At 73.6% G+C, this 22,604-nt stretch carries 20 protein-coding genes; 12 read left to right on the top strand and 8 right to left on the bottom strand.

The genetic code is table 11. The features are described 5' to 3' along the window. The first annotated feature begins 14 nt into the window (after positions 1-14). Positions 15-1,004, top strand: a complete 990-nt coding sequence (locus tag ACI793_RS12650; RefSeq protein ID WP_456606721.1) for an aldo/keto reductase family protein — start codon at positions 15-17, stop codon at positions 1,002-1,004. A gap of 63 nt (positions 1,005-1,067) precedes the next feature. Here ACI793_RS12650 and ACI793_RS12645 read toward each other — a convergent pair whose 3' ends face one another. Further along, positions 1,068-1,280 (bottom strand): hypothetical protein, encoded by a 213-nt coding sequence (locus ACI793_RS12645; RefSeq protein ID WP_456606720.1) that lies wholly within the window; start codon positions 1,278-1,280, stop codon positions 1,068-1,070. A gap of 104 nt (positions 1,281-1,384) precedes the next feature. Between ACI793_RS12645 and ACI793_RS12640 the strand changes: the two genes are divergently transcribed. The 4 genes from ACI793_RS12640 to ACI793_RS12625 all read left to right on the top strand — a co-directional run bounded on the left by ACI793_RS12640 (position 1,385) and on the right by ACI793_RS12625 (position 3,854). Next, positions 1,385-1,831 carry a phage holin family protein gene (locus ACI793_RS12640; protein WP_456606719.1) on the top strand — a complete coding sequence of 149 codons (447 nt, stop codon included), beginning with the start codon at positions 1,385-1,387 and terminating at the stop codon, positions 1,829-1,831. Continuing rightward, entirely contained in the window at positions 1,828-2,355 is a 528-nt protein-coding gene (locus tag ACI793_RS12635; RefSeq protein ID WP_456606718.1) for a DUF3618 domain-containing protein, read from the top strand. Before ACI793_RS12640 ends, ACI793_RS12635 begins: the two co-directional genes overlap by 4 nt. Then, a complete protein-coding gene (locus ACI793_RS12630; RefSeq protein ID WP_456606717.1) occupies positions 2,352-2,624 on the top strand; it encodes a DUF4235 domain-containing protein in 273 nt (90 codons plus the stop codon). The genes ACI793_RS12635 and ACI793_RS12630 overlap by 4 nt, the downstream gene beginning before the upstream one ends. 90 nt (positions 2,625-2,714) lie before the next feature. After that, positions 2,715-3,854: a YihY/virulence factor BrkB family protein gene (locus tag ACI793_RS12625; protein WP_456606716.1), complete on the top strand. Its 1,140-nt coding sequence runs from the start codon at positions 2,715-2,717 to the stop codon at positions 3,852-3,854. 6 nt (positions 3,855-3,860) lie between these two features. Here the strand turns inward: ACI793_RS12625 and gcvT are convergent, their stop codons facing one another. Then, a complete protein-coding gene (gcvT, locus tag ACI793_RS12620) occupies positions 3,861-4,979 on the bottom strand; it encodes a glycine cleavage system aminomethyltransferase GcvT (protein WP_456606715.1) in 1,119 nt (372 codons plus the stop codon). Positions 4,980-5,014: 35 nt separating this feature from the next. On the opposite strand from gcvT, the gene ACI793_RS12615 reads away from it, so the two are divergent. Continuing rightward, positions 5,015-6,526, top strand: coding sequence for a leucyl aminopeptidase (locus ACI793_RS12615; RefSeq protein ID WP_456606714.1), 1,512 nt, complete (start codon positions 5,015-5,017; stop codon positions 6,524-6,526). A 91-nt stretch (positions 6,527-6,617) separates the two neighbouring features. On the opposite strand, the gene ACI793_RS12610 is transcribed toward ACI793_RS12615, so the two are convergent. Then, positions 6,618-7,007, bottom strand: coding sequence for an oxidoreductase (locus tag ACI793_RS12610; RefSeq protein WP_456606811.1), 390 nt, complete (start codon positions 7,005-7,007; stop codon positions 6,618-6,620). A gap of 117 nt (positions 7,008-7,124) precedes the next feature. Between ACI793_RS12610 and lpdA the strand changes: the two genes are divergently transcribed. The 3 genes from lpdA (at position 7,125) to ACI793_RS12595 (ending at position 11,368) form a co-directional block, all read left to right on the top strand. Continuing rightward, positions 7,125-8,504 (top strand): dihydrolipoyl dehydrogenase, encoded by a 1,380-nt coding sequence (gene lpdA, locus ACI793_RS12605; RefSeq protein ID WP_456606713.1) that lies wholly within the window; start codon positions 7,125-7,127, stop codon positions 8,502-8,504. A gap of 44 nt (positions 8,505-8,548) precedes the next feature. After that, a complete protein-coding gene (gene sucB, locus ACI793_RS12600) occupies positions 8,549-10,387 on the top strand; it encodes a 2-oxoglutarate dehydrogenase, E2 component, dihydrolipoamide succinyltransferase (RefSeq protein ID WP_456606712.1) in 1,839 nt (612 codons plus the stop codon). Between the two features lie 72 nt (positions 10,388-10,459). After that, on the top strand, positions 10,460-11,368 hold the full coding sequence (locus tag ACI793_RS12595; protein WP_456606711.1) for a TIGR01777 family oxidoreductase: 909 nt from the start codon (positions 10,460-10,462) through the stop codon (positions 11,366-11,368). Positions 11,369-11,378: 10 nt separating this feature from the next. Here the strand turns inward: ACI793_RS12595 and ACI793_RS12590 are convergent, their stop codons facing one another. After that, on the bottom strand, positions 11,379-12,953 hold the full coding sequence (locus ACI793_RS12590; protein ID WP_456606710.1) for a protein kinase domain-containing protein: 1,575 nt from the start codon (positions 12,951-12,953) through the stop codon (positions 11,379-11,381). Positions 12,954-13,035: 82 nt separating this feature from the next. Here ACI793_RS12590 and ACI793_RS12585 point away from each other — a divergent pair, with 82 nt between their 5' ends. After that, positions 13,036-14,283 carry an FAD-dependent oxidoreductase gene (locus ACI793_RS12585; RefSeq protein WP_456606709.1) on the top strand — a complete coding sequence of 416 codons (1,248 nt, stop codon included), beginning with the start codon at positions 13,036-13,038 and terminating at the stop codon, positions 14,281-14,283. 40 nt (positions 14,284-14,323) lie between these two features. Further along, positions 14,324-14,983 carry a lipoyl(octanoyl) transferase LipB gene (lipB, locus tag ACI793_RS12580; RefSeq protein ID WP_456606708.1) on the top strand — a complete coding sequence of 220 codons (660 nt, stop codon included), beginning with the start codon at positions 14,324-14,326 and terminating at the stop codon, positions 14,981-14,983. A gap of 9 nt (positions 14,984-14,992) precedes the next feature. Here the strand turns inward: lipB and ACI793_RS12575 are convergent, their stop codons facing one another. The 4 genes from ACI793_RS12575 to ACI793_RS12560 all read right to left on the bottom strand — a co-directional run bounded on the left by ACI793_RS12575 (position 14,993) and on the right by ACI793_RS12560 (position 20,911). Beyond that, positions 14,993-16,024: a GNAT family N-acetyltransferase gene (locus ACI793_RS12575; protein ID WP_456606707.1), complete on the bottom strand. Its 1,032-nt coding sequence runs from the start codon at positions 16,022-16,024 to the stop codon at positions 14,993-14,995. Positions 16,025-16,160: 136 nt separating this feature from the next. Beyond that, the gene (gene leuS, locus ACI793_RS12570; RefSeq protein WP_456606706.1) at positions 16,161-19,055 is read right to left on the bottom strand and encodes a leucine--tRNA ligase; all 2,895 of its coding nucleotides are present in this window, start codon (positions 19,053-19,055) and stop codon (positions 16,161-16,163) included. A 215-nt stretch (positions 19,056-19,270) separates the two neighbouring features. Next, positions 19,271-20,200, bottom strand: coding sequence for an LLM class F420-dependent oxidoreductase (locus tag ACI793_RS12565; RefSeq protein WP_456606705.1), 930 nt, complete (start codon positions 20,198-20,200; stop codon positions 19,271-19,273). A 381-nt stretch (positions 20,201-20,581) separates the two neighbouring features. After that, positions 20,582-20,911: a histone-like nucleoid-structuring protein Lsr2 gene (locus tag ACI793_RS12560; protein ID WP_456606704.1), complete on the bottom strand. Its 330-nt coding sequence runs from the start codon at positions 20,909-20,911 to the stop codon at positions 20,582-20,584. 560 nt (positions 20,912-21,471) lie between these two features. Between ACI793_RS12560 and ACI793_RS12555 the strand changes: the two genes are divergently transcribed. After that, on the top strand, positions 21,472-22,587 hold the full coding sequence (locus ACI793_RS12555; RefSeq protein WP_456606703.1) for a hypothetical protein: 1,116 nt from the start codon (positions 21,472-21,474) through the stop codon (positions 22,585-22,587). The last annotated feature ends 17 nt before the right edge of the window (positions 22,588-22,604 follow it).

The following is a 22,604-nucleotide window of genomic DNA, read 5'->3' as shown; positions in this document are numbered from 1 at the left end:
TAACGTCGGCGAGCGTGGAATTCCGACGCCTCGGCCGCTCCGGCCTGACCATCTCCGAGATCGCCTACGGCAACTGGCTGACCCATGGCAGCCAGGTCGAGGAGGACGCCGCCCACGCCTGCGTGCGCGCCGCTCTCGACGAAGGCATCACCACCTTCGACACCGCCGACGTCTACGCCGGTACGAAGGCGGAGTCCGTCCTCGGCCGCGCGCTCGCCGGCCAGCGCCGCGAGGGGCTGGAGATCTTCACCAAGGTCTACTGGCCCACCGGCCCCGGCCGGAACGACCGCGGTCTGTCCCGCAAGCACATCATGGAGAGCTGCACCGCCTCGCTGAAGCGGCTCCAGACCGACTACGTCGACCTCTACCAGGCGCACCGCTACGACTCGTCGGTGCCGCTCGAGGAGACGATGACCGCGTTCGCCGACCTGGTGCGGCAGGGCAAGGTGCTCTACATCGGCGTCTCGGAGTGGAACGCCGAGGAGATCGCCGCCGGCGCCGAGATGGCGCGCGAGCTGGGCATCCAGCTCATCAGCAACCAGCCGCAGTACTCGATGCTCTGGCGGGTGATCGAGGAGGAGGTCGTGCCCACGTCGGAGAAGCACGGCCTGTCGCAGATCGTGTGGTCGCCGCTGGCCCAGGGCATCCTCACCGGCAAGTACCTGCCTGGTCAGCAGCCGCCGCCCGACTCGCGGGGCGGCCACGCCGAGGCCGGCGGGTCGATGAAGCGGTTCCTCAGGAACGAGGAGCTCCTCACCCGCGTCCAGGACCTGGTCCCGATCGCGGCGGACCTGGGCCTGTCCATGGCGCAGCTGGCCGTCGCCTGGGTGCTGCAGAACCAGAACGTCGCCGCCGCGATCATCGGTGCCAGCCGGCCCGAGCAGGTGCAGGACAACGTCAAGGCCGCCGGCGTCACGCTCGACGCCGACGTCCTGGCCCGCATCGACCAGGCGCTCGGCGACGTCGTCGAGCGGGACCCGTCCAAGGTGCAGCGCGGCGCCTGACCTCGGCTTCCTGGCCTCCCGCCCACGGGAGGCCAGGAACCACCCTCTACCTGAGGTGGAGGGTCAGGCCGGGGTCAGCCCCATCGGCCCGTAGACCTTCCGGTCGTCCTCGAACAGGGTGACCGTCGCGACGCCCCGGTCGAGCAGGTCGCGCCAGTTCTCGCCCAGCCACGACTCCGCGTCGCCCTGGTTGTCCGCGGGCGGGATCTCGACCCCGATGGACGACGGTTCGACGGTCGCCCCGGTGGGATCTTCCAGGCGCCAGTGCCAGCTCATGCCCGCAGGCTAGTGCGCTCGTTGCCGTGACGTGATCATCCTCCGGATTACCGCCGTCGTCGGCCGGGCATGGCAGTGCACCGACACGTCCACCCGGAGGACCGATGACTGCACCCCACGCCCAGAACCCCACCGGCGCGACCCGCGCCGACCAGCAGCCCGCACCCGAGAACGCGTCGACCGGGCAGCTCATAGGCCAGCTCACCGAGCAGATCAGCCGCCTGGTCCGGGACGAGGCACGCCTCGCCCAGGCCGAGATGACCCAGAAGGCCAAGCGGCTGGGCGTCGGCGCCGGGCTGTTCGGTGGAGCGGGCCTCTTCGCCTTCCTCGGCCTGGCCGTCCTGGTCGCCACCGCCGTCCTGGCGCTGGACCTGGTGCTGCCGGCCTGGCTGGCCGCGCTGATCGTCGCCGTCGTGCTCTTCGTCATCGCCGGGGTGCTCGCGCTCGTCGGCAAGAAGGACGTCGACAAGGGTTCGCCGCCCGTGCCGACCGAGGCGATCTCCAGCGTGAAGACCGACATCGCGACCGTGAAGGAGAGTGCGCGCCGGTGAGTACCCCGAGTGGCGACCGCCCCGGAGACGGGCAGGCGCAGCAGCCGGCCGGCAACGGCCCCACGGACCCCGACGCGATCAGGGCCGACATCGAGGCGACCCGCGAGGAGCTGGGCCGCACGGTGGACGAGCTCAGCCAGCGCCTCGACGTGCCGGCCCGCGCCAAGGAGGGCGCGGCGCGCGCCAAGGACACCGCCGTCGAGACCTACCGCGAGAGCCCTCCGGCATTCGCCGGTGCCGGTGCCGGGCTGGCCGCCCTGATGGGGCTCGTCCTCTGGCGCCGGCGCCGGGCGCGGCGCCGGGCCAGCACCGAGGAGCTCCTGGTCGGGGCGCGCGTGGGACGCAAGCGCGAGGCGAAGCGGGCGCGCAAGGAGCTGGCCGCCCGCCGCGCCGCCGCGAGCAAGGCCGCCACGTCGGCCCGGAAGGACGCGCGGAAGGCCGCCGAGCAGGCCGAGAAGGACGCCCGGAAGTCCGCCAAGAGGGCCCAGAAGAAGGCCCGTCGCACGTCGAGGAGGAAGCGTTGAGCAAGGGTGCCAAGCTCGCCTACCGGCCGATCGGCCTGGCCGCCGGTATCGCGGCCGGTGCGGTCTCCGGTGCGGTCTTCAAGCAGGTGTGGAAGCGCATCAGCGGCGAGGACGACGCCCCGGACGCCATGCAGAGCGAGTACCCGATGTGGGAGATCATCGTCTCCGCGGCGCTCCAGGGCGCGATCTTCGCGGCCACCAAGGCGACCATCGACCGCCTCGGCGCAGAGGGCTTCACCAAGCTCACCGGGGCCTGGCCGGGCGACTGATCCCCCGGGGTGGCCCGGACACCCGTCCCGGCCACCGGCACCACCCCGTTCCACCCAGGCCGGACGACGGCCCTCCACCAGGGAGAAGCAGTGACCGGCACCCGCCCCCGCGAGAGCGCCGTCGACCGGATCCGCGAGCGGGTCGAGGAGAAGGCCGCTCGGCGGGCGGCGGCGGCCAAGGCGGCGGCCGACGGCCGCACGCCGCCGCACCCGGACCGGCTGCCCCCGGGAGCCCCGGGGCCCGACCAGCTCCCCGGGATCGACGCCGCGACGCCGATGGGCATCCCGGCCCGCGGCTGGAAGCAGATCGTCAAGCGCGCCTGGGCGGAGAACAACGCCGACAACATGCCCATCATCGCCGGCGGCGTGGCCTTCTTCGCGTTCCTCTCCATCTTCCCCGCACTGATCGCGCTCATCTCCATCTACGGGCTGATCGCCTCGCGGGAGCAGGCCGCCAGCCAGGTCGAGGAGCTCACCGCCGGCCTCCCGGATGACGCCCGCCGGCTGATCACCGAGCAGGTCACCACGATCGCCGACGCCGGCGAGGCCCTGACGTGGGGCCTGGTCGTATCGGTGCTCGCCGCGCTCTTCACCGCCTCGGGCGGCGTCAACAACATGGTCAAGGCGGTCAACATCGCCTACGACGAGGTCGAGACGCGCAACTTCGTCAAGCTGCGCGCGCTGTCCCTGGTACTGACCCTCGGCGCGATCTTCTTCGTGGTGATCACCATCGGCCTGGTGGCCGTCCTGCCCGTGGTGCTCGACGCACTCCCGCTGGGAGGTGTCGGCGCCGTGTTCGCCGAGGTCGGGCGCTGGATCGCCCTGCTCGTCGTCGTCACCGGGTCCCTCGCGGTGCTCTACCGGGTCGCGCCGGACCGGGACGCACCTCGATTCCGCTGGGTGAGCCTCGGCTCGATCGTGGTCACCGTCGCCTGGGCCGTCGTCAGCCTCGGGTTCACCTTCTACGTCAACAACTTCGGGTCCTACAACGAGACCTACGGGGCGATCGCCGGCGTCATCGTGCTGATGCTGTGGCTGTACATCACCTGCTACCTCGTGCTGCTGGGCGCCGAGATCAACTCCGAGGCCGAGCACCAGACCGGCCTGGACACGACTGACGGCGAGCCGGCGCCGATGGGTCAGCGGAACGCCGTGAAGGCCGACACGCTCCCGGCCAAGGCCGAGCCGGACAAGGGCGACGGCGACCCGACGCGCAAGAACGCGCCCTGACCGCCGTCAGCGCACGCGCGAGGGCACGAACGGCGGCTTGACGACCTCGACCGCCTGCGGCCGGCCGCGGACGTCGACGGAGAGCTCACTGCCCTCGCCGACGCCGGCCGCAGAGTCGATCAGCGCCAGGCCGATCCCGGTCCTCAGGGACGGCGAGAACGTGCCGCTGGTGGTCTCGCCGACCGGCTTCCCGGCCGCGTCGAGCACGGCCATACCGGCACGCGGGATGCCGCGGCCGGTCGCCTTCAACCCCCACAGCAGTCGCCGCGGGCCGGCCTCGCGCTCGGCCAGCAGCGCCTCGCGCCCCCAGAAGGCCGGCTTCTTCCAACCCACGGCCCAGCCCGAGCGCGCCTGCACCGGCGTGATGTCGTGCGACAGCTCGTGGCCGTGCAGCGGGTAGCCCATCTCGGTACGCAGCGTGTCGCGCGCGCCGAGACCGCACGGACGGATGCCGAGGTCCTGGCCCGCCTCCAGGAGTGCGTCCCACAGCGCGCCGGCCCGGTCGGCGGCGACGAGCAGCTCGTAGCCGTGCTCGCCTGTGTAGCCGGTGCGGCAGACCGTGACCTCGGCGCCACCGGTGCCGGACCCGGTCACGAAGGACATGTACGAGAGCTCCCCCGGCAGGCCCAGCAGCTCCAGCACCTGCAGCGACCGCGGTCCCTGGACTGCGAGCACGGCGACGTCGGCGTGCCGGTTCTCCACGGTCACACCGGCGGGTGCCTCGGCGACCAGCCGGCCGAGCACGTCGGCGGCGTTGGCGGCGTTGGGCACCAGCAGGACGTCGTCGGGCCCGTGCAGGTAGACGATCAGGTCGTCGACCACTCCCCCGGCGCGCGGGTCGCCGTCGGGCAGGCAGCACAGCGTGTACTGCGCCTGGCCGGGGCCGATGCGGCCGAGATCGTTGGTCAGGCAGGAGTCGACGAACGCCGCCGCACCCGGCCCGCGCACCGTGCCGGTGCCCAGGTGCGAGACGTCGAACAACCCGACGCCCTCCCGGACGGCGGTGTGCTCGGCGAGCACGCCACCCCCGGCGTACTCGATCGGCATCGACCAGCCACCGAAGTCGGCGAGCTTGGCGCCGGCGGTCACGTGCCGGTCGTGCAGGGGCGAGGTCAGCGGGCTCACGCTGCGCACGCTATCGGGAGCCCTACGATCGAGCCGTGCCGCCGACGATCACCGCCACCGACCAGCCCCTCGAGAAGCTCACCGGCGACGCCGTCGTCGTCGCGGTGGGCAAGGGCCCCGACGGACCACTGCCGACGCCGGGAGCCGAAGCGGTCGACCGACTGCTGGGCGGCCGGCTGTTCGCCGCGCTGGCCGACCTCGGCGCGCGGGGCGGTGAGGACGAGGTCACCCGGCTGGCGTCCTTCGGCCAGGGGCCGTTCCCGGTCGTCGCCGTCGCCGGCCTCGGGGCGCCCGACGCCGACGGCAGCTATGCGCCGGAAGCGGTCCGGCGCGCCGCGGGTGCCGCCAGCCGCGCGCTGACCGGCCGCCGGTCGGTGGTCAGCCTGCTGGCCGCCGTCGGGGGTGCGCCCGACGCCGAGCGGCTGCACGCCGTCGGCGAGGGCTCGCTGCTGGGCGCCTACGAGTTCACCGCCTACAAGTCCGACCTGCCCGCGAACCGGCCGCTGCCGCCGCAGCAGCTCACCGTCGTCGTCCCCGGCACCGGCGAGGCCGAGGCCGCACTGCGCCGGGCCCGCGCCGTCGCCGACGCCGTCACCCTCGTGCGCGACCTGGTCAACACCCCGCCCAACGACCTCTACCCCGCCGAGTTCGCCGCCCGTGGTGCGGCGGCCGGCGAGAAGCTCGGGCTGACGTCGGAGATCCTGGACGAGGACGCGCTGGCCGCCGGTGGCTACGGCGGCATCCTCGCCGTCGGCTCGGGCTCCACCCGCAAGCCGCGGCTGCTGCGCCTGACCTACACGGGCAAGGGCGCGCGCAAGAAGATCGCGCTGGTCGGCAAGGGCATCACCTTCGACAGCGGCGGCATCTCCATCAAGCCCGCCGCGAAGATGGAGGACATGAAGAGCGACATGGCCGGCGCCGCCGCCGTGATCGCCACCATCTGCCTGGTCGCCCAGCTCGGGCTGCCCGTCGAGGTCACCGCGACGGTGCCCATGGCCGAGAACCTGCCCAGCGGGACCGCCTACCGCCCGGCCGACGTCGTCACCTTCCGGAACGGCAAGAAGGCCGAGATCACCAACACCGACGCCGAGGGCCGCGTCGTGCTGGCCGACGCCATCGCGCGGGCGGCCGAGGACGGGCCGGACGCGCTGCTGGAGACCTCGACGCTGACCGGCGCCCAGATGGTCGCGCTCGGCGCCCGCACCTCCGGCGTCATGGGCAGCGACGACCTGCGGGACGCCGTCGTCGCGGCGTCGAAGCGCTCCGGTGAGTCCATGTGGGCGATGCCGCTGCCCCCGGAGCTCCGCCGCGGCCTCGACTCCCCGGTCGCCGACTTCGTGAACGCCAACGCCGACCGCATGGGCGGCATGCTGGTCGGCGGCCACTTCCTCAAGGAGTTCGTGCCGGCAGACCTGCCGTGGGCGCACATCGACATCGCGGGGCCGAGCTTCAACACCGGCGGACCCTGGGGCTACACGCCCAAGGGCGGCACCGGCGTCCCGGTGCGCACCCTGCTCGCGACGATCGAGGCCCTCATCGCCGACTGACGGCCGCTGGGATCAGGTGACCTGATCATGGCGCGTCCTCCCTCACCGCCCACCGTGAGGGAGGACGCGTTGCGGTGAGGGAGGACGGCGCCTACAGACCCTTCTGGCGGGAGCTCCAGTCGCGCATCCGCTGCGGGTAGCCGGTGACCTGCGCGTCGTAGACCGGGATCGACAGGTCGCGCGAGAGCTTGCGGGCGACGTCGGGCCCGTCGATGCGCCGCCGCGTCCACTCCCCGTCGGCCGCGACGAGCACGATGGTCGTCTCGGTGACCGCCGTCCGCGGCTCGACGTACCCCTCGACGCCGCGGCGCGAGGCGACGAACTGCTCGAGGTGCGTCAGGTCGGTGCGGTGCGAGCCGCGGTCGAGGGTCCCCCGCCGCCCGTCGTCCCCCGCCCGGCCGGGACGACGACGCCCCCGGCCACGCAACCGGTCGAACAGGCCCATGGCCTCTCTCCCCTCGTCCACCGCGCTCGTGATCATCGGCACGCTCGGGAAGGCAACGGCGCTCCCGGCCGGGTCGTTCCCGGAGTGGCAGGATGGACCCGAGGCCCCGCCCGCTCGAGCGGGGCCAGACACCGCAGCAGAGGAGCAGCACACGTGAGCGCACCCACGTCCCCCGCCGACCTGGTCATCCTCGGCGGTGGCTCGGGTGGTTACGCCGCGGCGTTCCGGGCCTCGGAGCTCGGCCTGAACGTCGTCCTCATCGAGAGGGACAAGGTCGGCGGCACCTGCCTGCACCGCGGCTGCATCCCGACCAAGGCCCTGCTGCACGCCGGCGAGGTGGCCGACCTGGCCCGCGAGGGCGAGCAGTTCGGCGTGAAGACCTCGCTGGCCGGCATCGACATGGACGGCGTCAACAACTACAAGAACGGCGTCATCGCCAAGCTCTACAAGGGCCTGCAGGGCCTGGTGAAGGCACGCAAGATCACCTACGTCGAGGGCGAGGGCCGCCTCACCTCCCCGACGACCGTCGAGGTGAACGGCCAGAGCTACGAGGGCAAGCACGTCCTGCTCGCCACCGGCTCCTACGCCCGCAGCCTGCCCGGCCTCGACGTCGACGGCACCAAGGTCATCACCAGCGACCACGCGCTCAACCTGGACCGCGTGCCCGCCTCGGCGATCATCCTCGGCGGCGGCGTCATCGGCTGCGAGTTCGCCAGCGCCTGGAAGTCCTTCGGCGTGGACGTCACGATCGTCGAGGCGCTCCCCCATCTGGTCCCGCTCGAGGACGAGTCCTCCTCCAAGCTGCTGGAGCGCGCGTTCCGCCGTCGCAAGATCGCCTTCGAGCTGGGCAGCCGCTTCTCCGGCGTCCAGCACACCGACAACGGCGTGAAGGTCTCGCTGGAGAACGGCAAGGAGATCGAGGCCGAGCTGCTGCTCGTCGCCGTCGGCCGCGGGCCGGTGAGCGAGGGCCTCGGGTACGAGGAGGCCGGCGTGCAGATGGACCGCGGGTACGTCCTCGTCGACGAGTACTGCCAGACCAGCGTCCCGACGATCTCCGCCGTGGGCGACCTCATCCCCACCCTCCAGCTGGCCCACGTCGGCTTCGGCGAGGGCATCCTCGTCGCCGAGCGGGTCGCCGGGCTGAACCCGGCGCCCATCGACTACGCCGGGGTCCCGCGGATCACCTACTCCGACCCCGAGGTCGCCTCGGTCGGCCTCAGCGAGGCACAGGCCAAGGAGCGCTACGGCGAGGTCAAGACCCTCACCTACGACCTCGCCGGCAACGGCCGCAGCCAGATCCTCAAGACCACCGGCGCGGTGAAGCTGATCCAGGCGCCCGACGGTCCCGTCGTCGGCATCCACATGGTCGGCAGCCGGGTCGGCGAGCTCATCGCCGAGGCGCAGCTCATCTACAACTGGGAGGCCGAGGCCGACGACGTCGCCAGCCTCATCCACCCGCACCCGACCCAGAGCGAGGCGCTGGGCGAGGCCCACCTCGCCCTCGCCGGCAAGCCGCTGCACGTCCACGGCTGACCCGCACACCCACCTGCCAGCGCCACCGAAGGAGTCCTGCCCCGATGCCGACGTCCGTCACCATGCCCGCCCTGGGCGAGAGCGTCACCGAGGGCACGGTCACCCGATGGCTCAAGCAGGAGGGTGAGCAGGTCGAGGTCGACGAGCCCCTCCTCGAGGTGTCGACCGACAAGGTCGACACCGAGATCCCCTCGCCCGCCGCGGGCGTGCTGACCAAGATCCTCGTCGCCGAGGACGAGACCGTCGACGTCGGCGCCGAGCTCGCCGTCATCGGTGGGGACGGCGACGGCGGTGGGAACGCGGCTCCGCCGGCGTCCGCCGAGGACAGCGAGACCTCGCAGACCCCCGACCAGCAGGTCGAGGACACCGACGCGGGCGACACCGAGCAGCCGGCCGCGCAGCCGGAGGAGCCCCCGGCGGCCCCCTCCGGCGACTCCGGTGGCGGTGGCGGTGGGGGCGAGGGCACCCCGGTCACCATGCCGGCGCTGGGCGAGAGCGTCACCGAGGGCACGGTCACCCGCTGGCTGAAGGCCGTGGGCGACGAGGTCACCGCCGACGAGCCGCTGCTGGAGGTCTCGACCGACAAGGTCGACACCGAGATCCCGGCGCCGGTGAGCGGCACGCTGCTCGAGATCACCGTGAACGAGGACGAGACGGTCGACGTCGGCGCGCAGCTGGCCGTCATCGGCTCCGGGTCCGGCGGTGGCTCGGCCGCTCCCGCGCAGGAGGCCCCGAAGCAAGAAGCCCCGGAGCAGGAAGCCGCCGAGGAGGAGCCGCAGGCCGCACCGCAGGCGAAGCCCGCCGCGACCGCGACGGCGCAGCCCGGCGGCGACTACGGCGCGAGCGGGGCCCAGCCCGCGGCGTCCCCGACGTCCGCACCTCCGCCGCAGGTCGCGCCGCAGGCTCCGGCCGGTCAGTCCTCCTCCGGCGGCGACGGTGGCAGCAACTACGTGACCCCGCTGGTGCGCCGGCTGGCTGCCGAGCGCGGTGTCGACCTCGGCTCGGTGACCGGCAGCGGCGTCGGTGGCCGGATCCGCAAGCAGGACGTCCTCGCGGCGGCAGAGAAGGCGTCCGCGCCCGCTCCGGCTGCTGCGCCTGCCGCGGCGTCCTCCTCGGGCCAGCGGACTCCCTCGGCGGCCGCCACGCCGGACACCTCCCTGCGGGGCCGCACGGAGAAGATGTCGCGGCTCCGGACGGTCATCGCCAAGCGGATGGTCGAGTCGCTGCAGGTCAGCGCGCAGCTGACGACGGTCCTCGAGGTCGACGTCACCCGCATCGCGCAGCTGCGCCAGCAGGTGAAGGGGGACTTCGAGGCCCGCGAGGGCGTCAAGCTGTCCTTCCTGCCGTTCTTCGCCAAGGCGGCCGTCGAGGCGCTCAAGGCACACCCGTCGGTGAACTCCTCGATCGACCAGGAGGCGGGCACCGTCACCTACCACGACGCGGAGAACCTGGGCGTCGCGGTGGACACCGAGCGCGGTCTGCTGGTGCCGGTCATCCACGGCGCCGGTGACCTGAGCCTCGGCGGGTTCGCCCGCAAGATCGCCGACCTCGCGGAGCGGACCCGCTCCAACAAGATCACCCCCGACGAGCTCGGTGGCGGCACCTTCACGCTGACCAACACCGGCAGCCGCGGCGCCCTGTTCGACACGCCGATCATCAACCAGCCGCAGGTCGCGATCCTCGGCGTGGGCTCGGTCGTCAAGCGGCCGGTGGTCATGGAGGACGACGAGCTCGGCGAGGTCATCGCCGTCCGGTCGATGGTCTACCTGGCGCTGACCTACGACCACCGCATCGTCGACGGCGCGGACGCCGCCCGCTTCCTCACCACGGTGAAGGAACGGCTGGAGTCCGGGCAGTTCCAGGGCGAGCTCGGGCTCGCCTGACAGCACCTCGATCAGGGCCTCGGCGGAAGCCGGGGCCCTGACCGTGTCCGGGGGGACCGAAGGAGGTAGCTCGTGAAGATCGCCGTGGCCGGAGCCTCCGGCCTCATCGGAGGCGCCCTGGTGCCCGCCCTGCGCGCCGACGGGCACGAGGTGCTGCAGTTGGTGCGCCGCACCCCGCGGACCGCCGACGAGCACCGGTGGGACCCCCAGCACCGCAGGATCGACCCCGCGGTGCTGCGCGACGTCGACGCGGTGATCAATCTCGCCGGCGCACCCATCCGGCCGCGCCCCTGGACCCGGAGCTACCGGCAGGCGCTCGTCACCAGCCGGTTGGACGCCACGGCCACGATCAGTCAGGCGCTCGCCGTCGCCGCGACCGCTGATCCGTCCCGGCCACGGGTGCTGCTCAACGCGTCCGGCATCGGCTACTACGGCGACACGGGTGCGGCGGAGATCCGCGAGGACGCTCCTCCCGGCTCGGACTTCCTGGCCCAGCTGTGCGTCCGGTGGGAAGGAGCCACCGTCGCGGCCGCCGACGCCGGCGTGCGGGTGGTGCTCCTCCGCACCGGCCTGGTGCTCGGCCCCGGCGCGATGCTGGTCAAGGTGCTGGGACTGGTGTTCCGGCTCGGGCTGGGCGGCCGGCTGGGGTCCGGGAAGCAGTACTGGCCGTGGATCAGCCTGGCCGACGAGATCGGTGCCATGCGCCACCTGCTGACCGCGGACGTGTCCGGACCGGTCAACCTGGCCGCGCCCGCGCCGGTGACGAACGCCGAGTTCACCCGCGTGCTCGGACGCGTGCTGCACCGGCCCACGCCCCTGCCGGTGCCGGCGTTCGCGGTGTCGACGGGGCTCGGCGAGTTCGGCCGGGCCAGCGTCATCGGTGGGCAGCGGGCCGTTCCGGCGACGCTGCTGGACTCCGGGTACGCCTTCACCGACACCGACCTCGAGAACACCCTGCGGAGCGCGCTGGGCCGGGACTGAGCCGCCGACCTCAGCCGAGCCGCTCGGCGCTCGCGAGGCGCCAGCCCTCGGCGGTGTGCGTGAGCACGACGCGAGCAGGCGTGGCCGCCCGGGCCGGTCCAGTGCGCAGGAGCGGTCCCTCCGGCTGGTCCGCGGCCACCACCTCGTAGGCGGCCCAGCCGTCGGTGAGCCGCAGCTCGGCCCGCTGGGCGGTGCGGGTGACCACCGTGACGTCCTCGACGGTCGGCGCGAAGCCGCGCAGCCGCTCCCCCGCCCCGGCGAGGGCACGGGCGTGTGCCTCGTCGGCGGACCGTTGCGGGCTGTCCTCCGCCCACACGTCCCCGAGCAGGTCCGGGGACGCGGTCGCGAAGGCCTGTGCCCGGAGCCGGTAGAGGTCGGCGACGACGGCGGCCCACTCCTGGGCGGTGACCGGTTCGGGGGCGGGAGCCGGCCGGGCGGGCTCGCCGCCCGCCGCCGGCTGGTCGACGGGGGCCGTCGCCGGGGCGGTGGCCGCAGCGACGGTCGTGCCCGGCCCGTCGCCGCTCCCCCAGCGGACCGCGAGCCAGCCGGTGAGCGCGAGGACCGCGAGGACCGCCGTCGTGCCCGCCAGGACGCGCACCGGCACGGCCGGACGGTGATCGGCCAGGACGGCCCGCCACCGCTCCAGCCGGCCGGCCCGTTCGACCACGACCGGCGCCGGCCGCGGGCGGCGTCCCGGGACGACGTGGGTGAGCTCGGTACGCGGCTCCCCGCCGGTGCGGACCGCGGCGCCGGGCGTGAGGGACACCGGCTCGGGACGGCAGGCGTGCCGGAGGTCCAGGGCGAAGGCGGCGGCCGACCCCCGTTCGTGCGGGTCCGCCGCGAGCCCGCGGCCGATGACCTCCAGCAGCGCCGGCGGCGCCTCGGGCGCCAGCTCGGCGAGGTCGGGCAGCCGGCCGTGCGCGGCGACGACCAACGTGTCGGCCGGCGTGGCCGCATTCCACGGCGCGATGCCGGTGAGCGCGTGGAAGGCCGCGGCGGCGACGCCGAACACGTCCGACGCCGGCCCGGGTGCACCACCGCGCGCCACCGCCGGGTCCACGTAGGCGGGGGTCACCTCGGCGGCGGCGGTCTCACCGATGATCCGGCCGACGCCGAGGTCGGTGAGCACCGGCCGGCCCTCGGCGGTGAACACGATGTTGCCGGGCGAGAGGTCCCCGTGGACGACGCCGTGGCCGTGCACGTGGGCCAGGGCGGCGGCGACCGGGGCGCACACCGTGACCACCTCGCCGGCGCTCAGCCGACCACGCGCGGCCAGGAGAGCAGCGAGGCTGCCGCCCTCGAGGAGGTCCAGGACCAGGGCCACCCGGGCCGCCCCACCACGACGCGGCTGGTGCACCACCTCGACCAGCCGGACGAGGTGCGGGTGGTCGAGCTCGCCGAGCAGCGCGGCCTCCCGCGCCTGCCGCTCCGGCTCCCCCTCGACCAGCACCTTGACGGCCACCGGCGGGCCGCCGCGGCGGGGCACGGCACGCCACACCTCACCGGAGCCGCCGCGCCCGAGCAGCTCCTGGACCGTGTAGCCGGGGACGACGGGAGGCGCAGCGACCGGCTCGGCGACAGGCATGACGGGACCCTAGGCAGGACCGGCCGGGCGGCGTCCCCGTTGTCCACAGGTGGCCGGCCGGCCCGCTGGCTAGGTTGGGGCGGTGACCGTGCCCGCGCGTGCAGAGGTCGTGGTGATCGGTGCGGGCCTGGCCGGTCTCGCGGCGGCGACCCGGCTCGCCGCCGCGGGCTGCGACGTCCACGTGCTGGAGGGCGCCCAGCACGCCGGGGGCCGGCTGGCGACCGACCGGGTCGACGGTTTCCTCGTCGACCGCGGCTTCCAGGTGCTCAACACCGGCTACCCGCGGGTGGCCGACCTCGACGTGGACGCTCTCGGGATGGGCTGGTTCCTCACCGGCGCCCGGGTGTGGGTGGACGGCCGGGCCCATCGCGTCGTCGACCCGCGCAGCCGGCCGACGGCCCTGCCGGCGACCGCCACGGCGCCGATCGGGTCGCTGCGGGAGAAGGCGGCGCTCGCGGCCTTCTCGGCGCGGGCCGGCTACCTCCCGGTGGCGCGGCTCCTCGCGGCCCCCGAACGCACGGCCGCGGAAGCGCTGCACCGTGCCGGCCTGGCCGGCACCGCACTCGACCGGTTCCTCCGCCCCTTCCTCGCCGGGGTGCTGCTCGAGGACCGGCTGGAGACCTCCAGCCGCTACCTGGACCTGCTGTGGCGGAGCTTCGTCCGGGGACGCATCGGCCTCCCTGCCCGCGGCATGCAGTCGGTCGGCGAGCAACTGGCCGACCGGCTGCCCGCCGGATCCGTGCACCTGGGCTGCCGGGTCACCGGCGTCGCAGGCGGCACGGTCGAGACCGAGCTCGGACGGGTCACGGCCGATGCCGTCGTCGTCGCCACCGATCCGACGACGGCCGCCGATCTGCTCCCCGGGCTCACCGCGTCGGCACCGCGGCAGGTCACCACCCACCTGCACGTGCTGCCGTCCTCGCCGTGGGACGAGCCGCTCCTGGTCCTCGGCCGGCCCGGAGGCGTGCTGGTGAACAGCGCCGTCCTCACCGACGCCCAACCCCGCTACAGCCCCGACGGCCGCGCGCTGGTCGCGAGTTCCACGCTGGAGCACACCCGTGAGCCCGACGTCCGCGAGGAGGTCGCCCGCGCGCACGGCATCGCCACCAGCGAGCTGACCCACCTGACCACCGTGACCGTCCCCCGCGCGCAGCCGGCCGCCTTGCCGCCGCTGGAGCTGCGTCGCCCCGTGGATCTCGGCGACGGGCTGTTCGTCTGCGGCGACCACCGCGACACCCCCTCCATCCAGGGCGCCATGGCCAGTGGCGCCCGCACCGCCCGGGCAGTGCTGCGCCGGCTCCGTCCCGCGGGCGGGCCGACGTCGCCCTGACGCCGCCCCCGATGTCGGACGCCGGGCCTAGGCTGGTCCCATGACCGAGCTGCAGGTGATCCGGGCGGGCGTCGTCCCCTACGAGCGGGCCTGGGAGATGCAGCGCGAGATGCACGCGCGGCGGGTCGCCGGCGAGGGGCCGGACACGCTCCTGCTGCTCGAGCACCCGTCGGTCTACACGGCCGGCAAGCGCACGGAGGCCCACGAGCGCCCGGCCGACGGCACCCCGGTGGTCGACGTCGACCGCGGCGGGAAGATCACCTGGCACGGCCCCGGCCAGCTGGTGGGCTATCCGATCGTGGCGCTGCCCGACCCGGTCGACGTCGTCGCGTACGTGCGGCGGCTCGAGGGCGCGCTCATCGACGTCTGCGCCGAGCTCGGCGTGACCGCCGGCCGGGTCGAGGGCCGCAGCGGCGTGTGGCTGCCCGCCGACGAGCCGGGGCAGGGATACCGCCCGGAGCGGAAGGTCGCCGCCATCGGTATCCGCGTCGCCCGCGGCGTGACGATGCACGGCTTCGCGCTGAACTGCGATCCCGACCTCGGCGCCTTCGGCTCGATCGTGCCCTGCGGCATCCCCGACGCCGGGGTCACGTCGCTCTCGGCCGAGCTGGGCCGCGACGTCCCCGTGGCCGAGGCGATCGACCCGGTGGAGACGGCGATGCGGGCCGTGCTGGCCGGCGTGCCCGCCACCGCCGGCTGACCGCCGGGATCACCCCGCGGGCCCGCCCGCACCCCACCGTGTCGACCACGTGGAGACCTGCCCGGCCGGCTCGAAACCCAGCGCCCGGTTCACCGCCACCATCGGCGCGTTGTCCTCGGAGTTGTACGTGGTGATCCGCCGCGCCTGCGGGAAGGACGTCCGCAGCTCCCGGAGCGCGGCCGCCTTGACCAGCGCCCCCAGCCGGTGGCCCCGGTGCTCACGCAGCACCAGCGTGGCCCCCTGGCGGGCGTGCTCGGGGCGGGCCAGCGGCACGTGCAGGTCGGTGAACGCCACCAGCCTGCCGTCCCGCACCGCGCCGGCAGAGAGCACCGTCCGCCCACGCGCCACGGTGGAGGCCTCGTACTCGCGGATCCGGGCGCCGTCCCACCGCTCCTCCCCCACCGGGAGCTCCCCGTGCGGGGCGTCGGTGCTCATCCGCTCCTCGAGCACCGCCCGGTCGTCCAGCAGCGCGTCCGGGGTGCAGTCCCGCCAGGCGACCAGTTCGTAGTCGCGCGCCGCCTGCCGGGCCTCGGCCTCGACGGCGGACAGCCGCGTCTCGTCGGGTGGGAGGACGAGGTCGCGGCGGGTCTCCAGCAGGTCGCACGTCCAGCCGTGCCGGAGCGCGAACAGACGTCCCGCGGTGTCCGGGCCCGGTTCGTCGATCTCGGCGATGAGGTCGCTGCGGCCCGCCGCCGCGGCCAGCCGCAGTGCCTCCTCGAGGAGAGCTCCGCCGATGCCCCGCCGACGGTGCTCCGGGTGTACCGCGACGTCGACGACGGCGACCGACGTGTTGTCCCGCAACGGGAACAGCAGCCGCAGCACCCCCACGACGTCGTCGCCCAGCACCGCCGCGCGGTGCGTGCCGTCCCGGGAGCCACCGGGCCCGACCAGCTGCCGGGCGAGGGCGACGTGGTCGCTCGCCGGGCGGGGCGCATCCGCCGGGCGGTCGGCGGCCTCGGTGGCGGCCCAGACGCCGCACCACGCGGCGAACGCGGCGTCGTCCGGCCCGAGCTCGACCAGGCGGAGATCGGCAGGGGTCACCCGCCCGTTCTACCGCCGCAGGCAAGCGGATTGTCGCGCCGAGTGGGCCCCGGAGGGGTCCGCGCAGGCGTGACGGAGACGCTCAGCGCAGGTCAGGACGGCACGTGGTCGCGGTGCGATCCGGAGGATCGCAGTGTCACAGCACGAAGTTGACCAGCCGCCCGGGGACGGCGATGACCCGGCGGATCGTCGCGCCGTCGAGGTATGCGGCGATCTTCTCGTCGGCGCGGGCGGCGGCCTCCAGCGCGGCGGCATCCGCGTCGGCCGGCACGGTGACCTGCGAGCGCACCTTGCCGTTCACCTGGACGGCGACCTGCACGGTGTCCTCGACCAGCCAGCGCGGGTCGGCGGCCGGGAACGGGGCCCAGGCCACCGAGCCCTCGCCGCCCAGCCGCGACCACAGCTCCTCGGCCAGGTGCGGTGCCAGCGGCGCCACCAGCAGCACCAGCGGCTCGACCACCGACCGCGGCACCGGCGACTCGGCCCCGTAGGCCTGGGTCAGGTGGTTGGTCAGCTCGGTGATCCGTGCGATGGCGATGTTGAAGCGCAGGGTGCCGTAGCCGTCGCGGACGCCGTCGATCGCCCTGTGCAGCGCGCGCAGCGTCTCCTCGGCCGGCTCGACGTCGTCGGCGGCACGCACCGCGCCGCTCTGCTCGTCGACCACGACCCGCCAGATGCGCTGCAGCAGCCGCTGCGAGCCGACCACGGCCTTGGTCTCCCAGGGCCGCGACTGCTCCAGCGGGCCGGTGGACATCTCGTACACGCGGAAGGTGTCGGCCCCGTAGGCGCCGATCATCTCGTCCGGCGTGACCATGTTCTTGAGGCTCTTGCCGATCTTCCCGTACTCGCGGTTGACCGGCTTGCCCTCGTACAGGAACTGGCCGTCGCGCTCCACGACGTCGGCGGCGGGCACGTAGAAGCCGCGCTCGTCGGTGTAGGCGTAGGCGGAGATGTAGCCCTGGTTGACCAGCCGGCGGAACGGCTCCTCGCTGGAGACGTGGCCCAGGTCGTGCAGCACCTTGTGCCAGAAGCGGGCGTACAGCAGGTGCAGCACGGCGTGCTCGACCCCGCCGACGTAGAGGTCCACGCCGCCGGTGTCGCCCTCGCCGCGCGGACCCATCCAGTACCGCTCCAGCTCCGGGTCGACCATGCGCGCGTCGTCGCCCGGGTCCAGGTAGCGCAGGTAGTACCAGCAGGAGCCCGCCCAGTTGGGCATCGTGTTGGTCTCGCGGCGGTACTTCTTCAGACCGTCGCCCAGGTCCAGCTCGACCGTCGTCCACTCCGTGGCGCGCGACAGCGGCGGCTCGGGAGCCGAGTCGGCGTCGTCGTCGGCGAAGGTCTTGGGCGAGTAGTCGTCGACCTCGGGCAGCAGCACCGGCAGCATCGAGGTGGGGACGGCGACCGGGCGGTCGTCCTCGTCGTAGACGATCGGGAACGGCTCGCCCCAGTACCGCTGCCGGCTGAACAGCCAGTCCCGCAGCTTGTAGGTGGTGGTGGCCTCGCCGGCACCGCGCTCGACCAGCCACGCGGTGATGCGCTCGATGGCCTCGGCCTTGTCCAGGCCGTCCAGCGAGATCTCGTCGTTGGCGGAGTTGATCATGCGGCCCGGGCCCGTGTACGCGCCGCTGTCGTCGTCGAAGCCCTCGGGCCGCTCGACCGTGGGCACGATCTCCAGGCCGAACTTCCTCGCGAACTCCCAGTCGCGCTGGTCCTCGCCGGGGACCGCCATGATCGCGCCGGTGCCGTAGCCGGTCAGCACGTAGTCGGCGATGAACACCGGCAGCTCGCGGCCGTTCACCGGGTTGACCGCGGTGACGCCCAGCCAGACGCCGGTCTTCTCCCGGCCGGCGTCCTGACGGTCCAGCTCCGAGCGGCGGGAGGCCTGCCGCTGGTACTCGCGCACCGCCTCGGCGGGGCTCGCGGCCCCACCGGTCCAGCGCTCGTCGGCGCCGTCGGGCCAGGCGGCAGCGGTCAGCGTCTCGACCAGCGGGTGCTCCGGCGCCAGCACCATGTAGGTGGCGCCGAACAGGGTGTCGGGGCGGGTGGTGAAGACCTCGATCGTCTCGCTGCCGGCGCCGAACCGGATCCTCGCGCCCGTGGACCGGCCGATCCAGTTGCGCTGCATCAGCTTCAGCGAGTCCGACCAGTCCAGCCGGTCCAGGTCGGCCAGCAGCCGGTCGGCATAGGCGGTGATCCGCATCATCCACTGCTTGAGCGGGCGCCGGAACACCGGGAAGTTGCCCCGCTCGGAGCGCCCGTCGGGAGTGACCTCCTCGTTGGACAGCACGGTGCCCAGACCGGGGCACCAGTTGACCGGCGCCTCGTTCAGGTAGGCCAGCCGGTGCGCGTCGACGACGGCCTTCTTCTCGCGCTCGTCCAGCTCCGCCCACGGCCGGCCCGACGGGTTGGTGCCGGCGGCGGGCTCGCGGGTGCCGGCGTCGAGCTCCGCGACCAGCTCCTCGATCGGGCGCGCCTTGTTCGCGTCCTCGTCGAACCAGGAGCCGAAGATCTGCAGGAAGATCCACTGGGTCCACTTGTAGTAGCCCGGGTCGATCGTGGCGAAGGTGCGCCGCTGGTCGTGGTCGACGCCCAGCCGGCGCAGCTGCGCGCTGATCGCGGCGATGTTGGCCTCGGTCGTGATCCGCGGGTGCTGCCCGGTCTGCACGGCGAACTGCTCCGCGGGCAGGCCGAAGGCGTCGTAGCCCATCGGGTGCAGCACGTTGTCGCCGTCCATCCGGCGGAACCGGCTGGTGACGTCGGTGCCCAGGTAGCCCAGCGGGTGGCCGACGTGCAGCCCGGCGCCCGAGGGGTACGGGAACATGTCCATCGCGAAGAACTTGGGCCGGTCGGCGACCCGCTCGAAGCCCGCGCTCAGCCGCCCCGTCGGGTTGGGCGTGTGGAAGGTGCCGTCGGCCTCCCAGCGGTCCTGCCAGGAGAGCTCGATCTGCTGGGCCAGGGCGGGCGTGTACCGGTGCGGGGGTACGTCTCCCGCCACCTGCTCGACGCTGGGCTGGTCGGCCGTCTGGCTCATCGTTCGTGCTCCCGGGGACTCGTACCGGCGGCGGACATCAAAAAACCCCTCACACAGGAGGGGTCGCCGTGCTGACAGGAGGTCTGGAGGTCAGCACGGCCTGGCAAGCAGGAGCCGCCTGGTCACGCGGGCGATGCTACTCCGCAGGGGTGGCGGCGGACCCGACCGGCACGGGCGTGGCTCGTGCCGGCGGGGTCACCCGCGCAGCACCTCGGTCACCCCAGCTGCGGCGCGACCTCGGCGGCGACCAGGTCCAGGTGGTCGAGGTCAGCCAGGTCGAGGACCTGCAGGTACACCCGCTGGGCCCCCGCCTCGGCGTACCGGCCGAGGATGTCGACGGCCTCCGCCGGCGTGCCGGCGACCCCGTGGGCGCGCAGCTCGTCCACCTCGCGGCCGATCGCGGCCGCCCGCCGGGCGAGCTCCGCCTCGTCCCTGCCCACGCACAGCACCAGCGCCGAGCTGTACACCAGGGACGACGGGTCGCGGCCGGCCTCGTCGCAGGCCTCCCGCACGCCCGCGAACAGCCGGGCGTTGTCCGCAGCGGACATGAACGGCACGTTGAACTCGGCGGCGTACCGCGCGGCCAGCCGCGGCGTGCGCTTCTTGCCCCCACCACCGACGAGGATCGGGATCCCGCCGGCCTGCACCGGCTTGGGCAGCGCCGGGGAGTCCGCCAGCCGGTAGTGGCGCCCGGTGTAGTCGAACGTCTTCCCCGGGGGCGTGCTCCACAGCCCGCTGATGATCGCCAGCTGCTCCTCGTACCGGTCGAAGCGCTCGCCCAGCGACGGGAAGGGGATGCCGTAGGCGGTGTGCTCCCGCTCGAACCAGCCCGAGCCGATGCCCAGCTCGACCCGGCCGCCGCTCATCTGGTCGACCTGGGCGACGGAGATCGCCAGCGGCCCGGGCAGCCGGAAGGTGCCCGCCGTCATGAGCGTGCCGAGCCGGATGCGGCTGGTCTCCCGCGCCAGCCCGGCCAGGGTGAGCCACGCGTCGGTGGGACCGGGGAGGCCGTCGCCGCCCATGGTCAGGTAGTGGTCGGACCGGAAGAAGGCGTCGAAGCCGGTCTCCTCGGCGCGCCGGGCCACGGCGAGCAGGTCGTCGTAGGTGGCGCCCATCTGCGGTTCGGTGAAGATGCGGAGCTGCACGGTGCGACGCTAGCCATCCCGGCGCCCGCTCGCCCTCCCACGGGGGCGTCGGAGGTCGGCGCACCGTCCGGAGCGGGCGGGATGGTCGACGAGCGATGACCGGGAATTGAGGACATCCCGTCACCCCGCGTGCGGGTGCGCCGGGCGCGAACGGAACGACCACCTTCCAGGCACTCGGTCACGCTCCGTGGGGAATCAGGTCAGGCGATTCTCGGCCCTGACCTTCCCCGGCTGGGCGGGAACGGCAGTCGGCCGAAGCATGTGCTCGTCGAGGCATGACGCCGTGGACGCATTCTGCACCGACGCCACGACTGCCCTGGAACGAAGAAATCCCCCCGACCGCCACAGGGGCAGCCGGAGGGATTCCTCGTAGCGTGTGGGCTAGTTGGCCGCCTCGTACGCCTCGATCACCGCGGTCGGGATGCGCCCGCGCTCGCTGACCTCGTGGCCGTTCTTCTTCGCCCACTCACGGATCGCGCTGCTGTCCTCGCGGCTCTTGCGCGGCCCCGGCACCGAGCCCCGACGGCTGACCTTGCGGGCAGCGTCCACATACCGCTTGATGTCGGCACGGAGCTTGTCGGCGTTCTTCTTGCTCAGATCGATCTCGTAGCTGGTGCCGTCCAGCGCGAACGTCACCGTCTGGCCCTGGCCCTCGGGAAGCTCGTTTCCGTCCAGGTCGTCCACGATCAGAACGCGGGTGGTCTGCGCCATGGTGTGCTCCTCACGTCGATTACTGCTCGACGGATTTGTATCACATTCCTCGGCGTTTATCGCCGACATGAACATTGCATTCAACGATCCGCTGGCGTTCCGGCGGCTGACCTTCTGCGCGTCGAGTGGAATACCCATCCGCTTCCCGATGCAAGAATGCCGAGCCCTGAGAGGATTCCGGTCGCCCGGCGGGGCGGCACGAGGGGCGTACGAGACGTGTCGTCGTCAGGAAGCTCGCGCCGCTTGCTCATCGGCCGCGGACACCGGGAAGGCATGTCCAGCCAGGCCGGAGCGCAATTGCGGATGGCGAACGACTGCTGGGGAGATCGATCTCCCGGACCGGGCCTTTCCGTCGTCCTGGGAAATGGAATCGTCAGTGACGCCGAGGCGTACCGGAGGGTGCCCGCAGCCGAGAACAGGGCTCGGCCGAAGGCTGCGCTCGGCTGCCACCGGCCGTAGTCTGTCGTAGATGTTCAAGATCGTTCTTCCTGAGGTACAGGGGAGAGCACAGGACTCTTCCTGAGGTACAGGGGAGAGCACAGGACGAGGACGAACGAAGGGTGCAGCTCGTGTTCCGCAAGAAGACGCGCGGTCAGGTCATCGGCGCCGAACTGCAGGAGGGTTTCACCCACCTCGGGGTGGCGGCCACCCAGGCCGGCCGTCTCGCAGCTGAGCAGGTGAGCCCCCGGGTGGCGGCTGCCCGCGAGGCAGCCACACCCGCATACGAGGCCGCCAAGGTGGCCGTCGTCCCCAAGGTCGCCGCCGCGGTCGCCGCCGCGGCTCCGGCCGTGGCGACCGCCCGCGACACGCTCGCCCCCCGTGTGGAGGCGGCGCGCGACGCGCTGACTCCGCACCTCGACGCCGCCGGTCCCCGCGCCGCAGCCGCCGTGGCCTCCGCCCAGGCGGCAGCCGCCAAGGCCGCCGCGGACCTGGCGCCCCGGGTGGAGGCTGCGCAGAAGGCGGCCCAGATGAGGCAGAAGGCGCTCCGGGACGACGTCGCGCCCCGGCTCGAGGCCGCCCAGGTCGCCGCCCTGGCCTACGCCACCCCGCGGGTGACCGCCGCCCGCGACGTCGTCTCGCCGGCGCTGGACAGCGCTCGCGAGACGCTGGCCGCCGGAGTCGACAGCGCCCGTAGCGAGCTCGACGCCCGGCGGGCCGAGTTCGCCGCCGCCGCCGCCGAGTCCGGGCGCAAGGCACGCAAGGCCGCGAAGAAGGCCCGCAAGAACGCAGGCCGGAAGCACCGCGAGTTCGAGAAGGCCGCCCTGGCCACCGCGGCGACGGTGAAGCGGAGGGCCGGCGCGGAGCCCGAGCCGCGCCGCCGCTGGCCGTGGGTGTTCCTGGCCCTCGCGCTGGGTACGGCCGCGTTCGTCTTCCTGCGGCGCAAGCAGGAGGACGACTGGACCCCCGCGCCCGCCGGCGACGGCCCGGTCCCGAGCTACCGAGAGGACCCCGTGCCCAGTTCCGACAGCTTCTCCGGAAAGACCGTCTCCACCGCCGACACGACCAGTGACTCGGCTCCCCCGGAGTCGGACATGGGCGTCCGCGACGCCCAGTTCGTCGACGGCGACGGCGCCGACAGCGCCAGCGAGGACATCACGAACACGCCGCAGCCGTTCACCTCGGGTGGCGGCGCCGACGAGGGCCCGACCGCCGGCCCCGCCGACAAGCAGGTCTGATCCGCCCGCCTGTGCTC

The organism is Blastococcus sp. SYSU DS0617, assembly GCF_054051075.1.
The sequence above is the reverse complement of the archived record's forward strand: the minus strand, read 5'-3'. Positions and strand labels throughout refer to the sequence as shown.

Bases quoted from the DNA above. Each gene is read 5' to 3' on its own strand.
- ACI793_RS12645 (WP_456606720.1), bottom strand. From the start codon at position 1,280: ATGAGCTGGCACTGGCGCCTGGAAGATCCCACCGGGGCGACCGTCGAA.
- ACI793_RS12640 (WP_456606719.1), top strand. From the start codon at position 1,385: ATGACTGCACCCCACGCCCAGAACCCCACCGGCGCGACCCGCGCCGAC.
- ACI793_RS12610 (WP_456606811.1), bottom strand. From the start codon at position 7,007: ATGATCACGAGCGCGGTGGACGAGGGGAGAGAGGCCATGGGCCTGTTC.
- sucB (WP_456606712.1), top strand. From the start codon at position 8,549: ATGCCGACGTCCGTCACCATGCCCGCCCTGGGCGAGAGCGTCACCGAG.
- ACI793_RS12590 (WP_456606710.1), bottom strand. From the start codon at position 12,953: ATGCCTGTCGCCGAGCCGGTCGCTGCGCCTCCCGTCGTCCCCGGCTAC.
- lipB (WP_456606708.1), top strand. From the start codon at position 14,324: ATGACCGAGCTGCAGGTGATCCGGGCGGGCGTCGTCCCCTACGAGCGG.
- leuS (WP_456606706.1), bottom strand. From the start codon at position 19,055: ATGAGCCAGACGGCCGACCAGCCCAGCGTCGAGCAGGTGGCGGGAGAC.
- ACI793_RS12560 (WP_456606704.1), bottom strand. From the start codon at position 20,911: ATGGCGCAGACCACCCGCGTTCTGATCGTGGACGACCTGGACGGAAAC.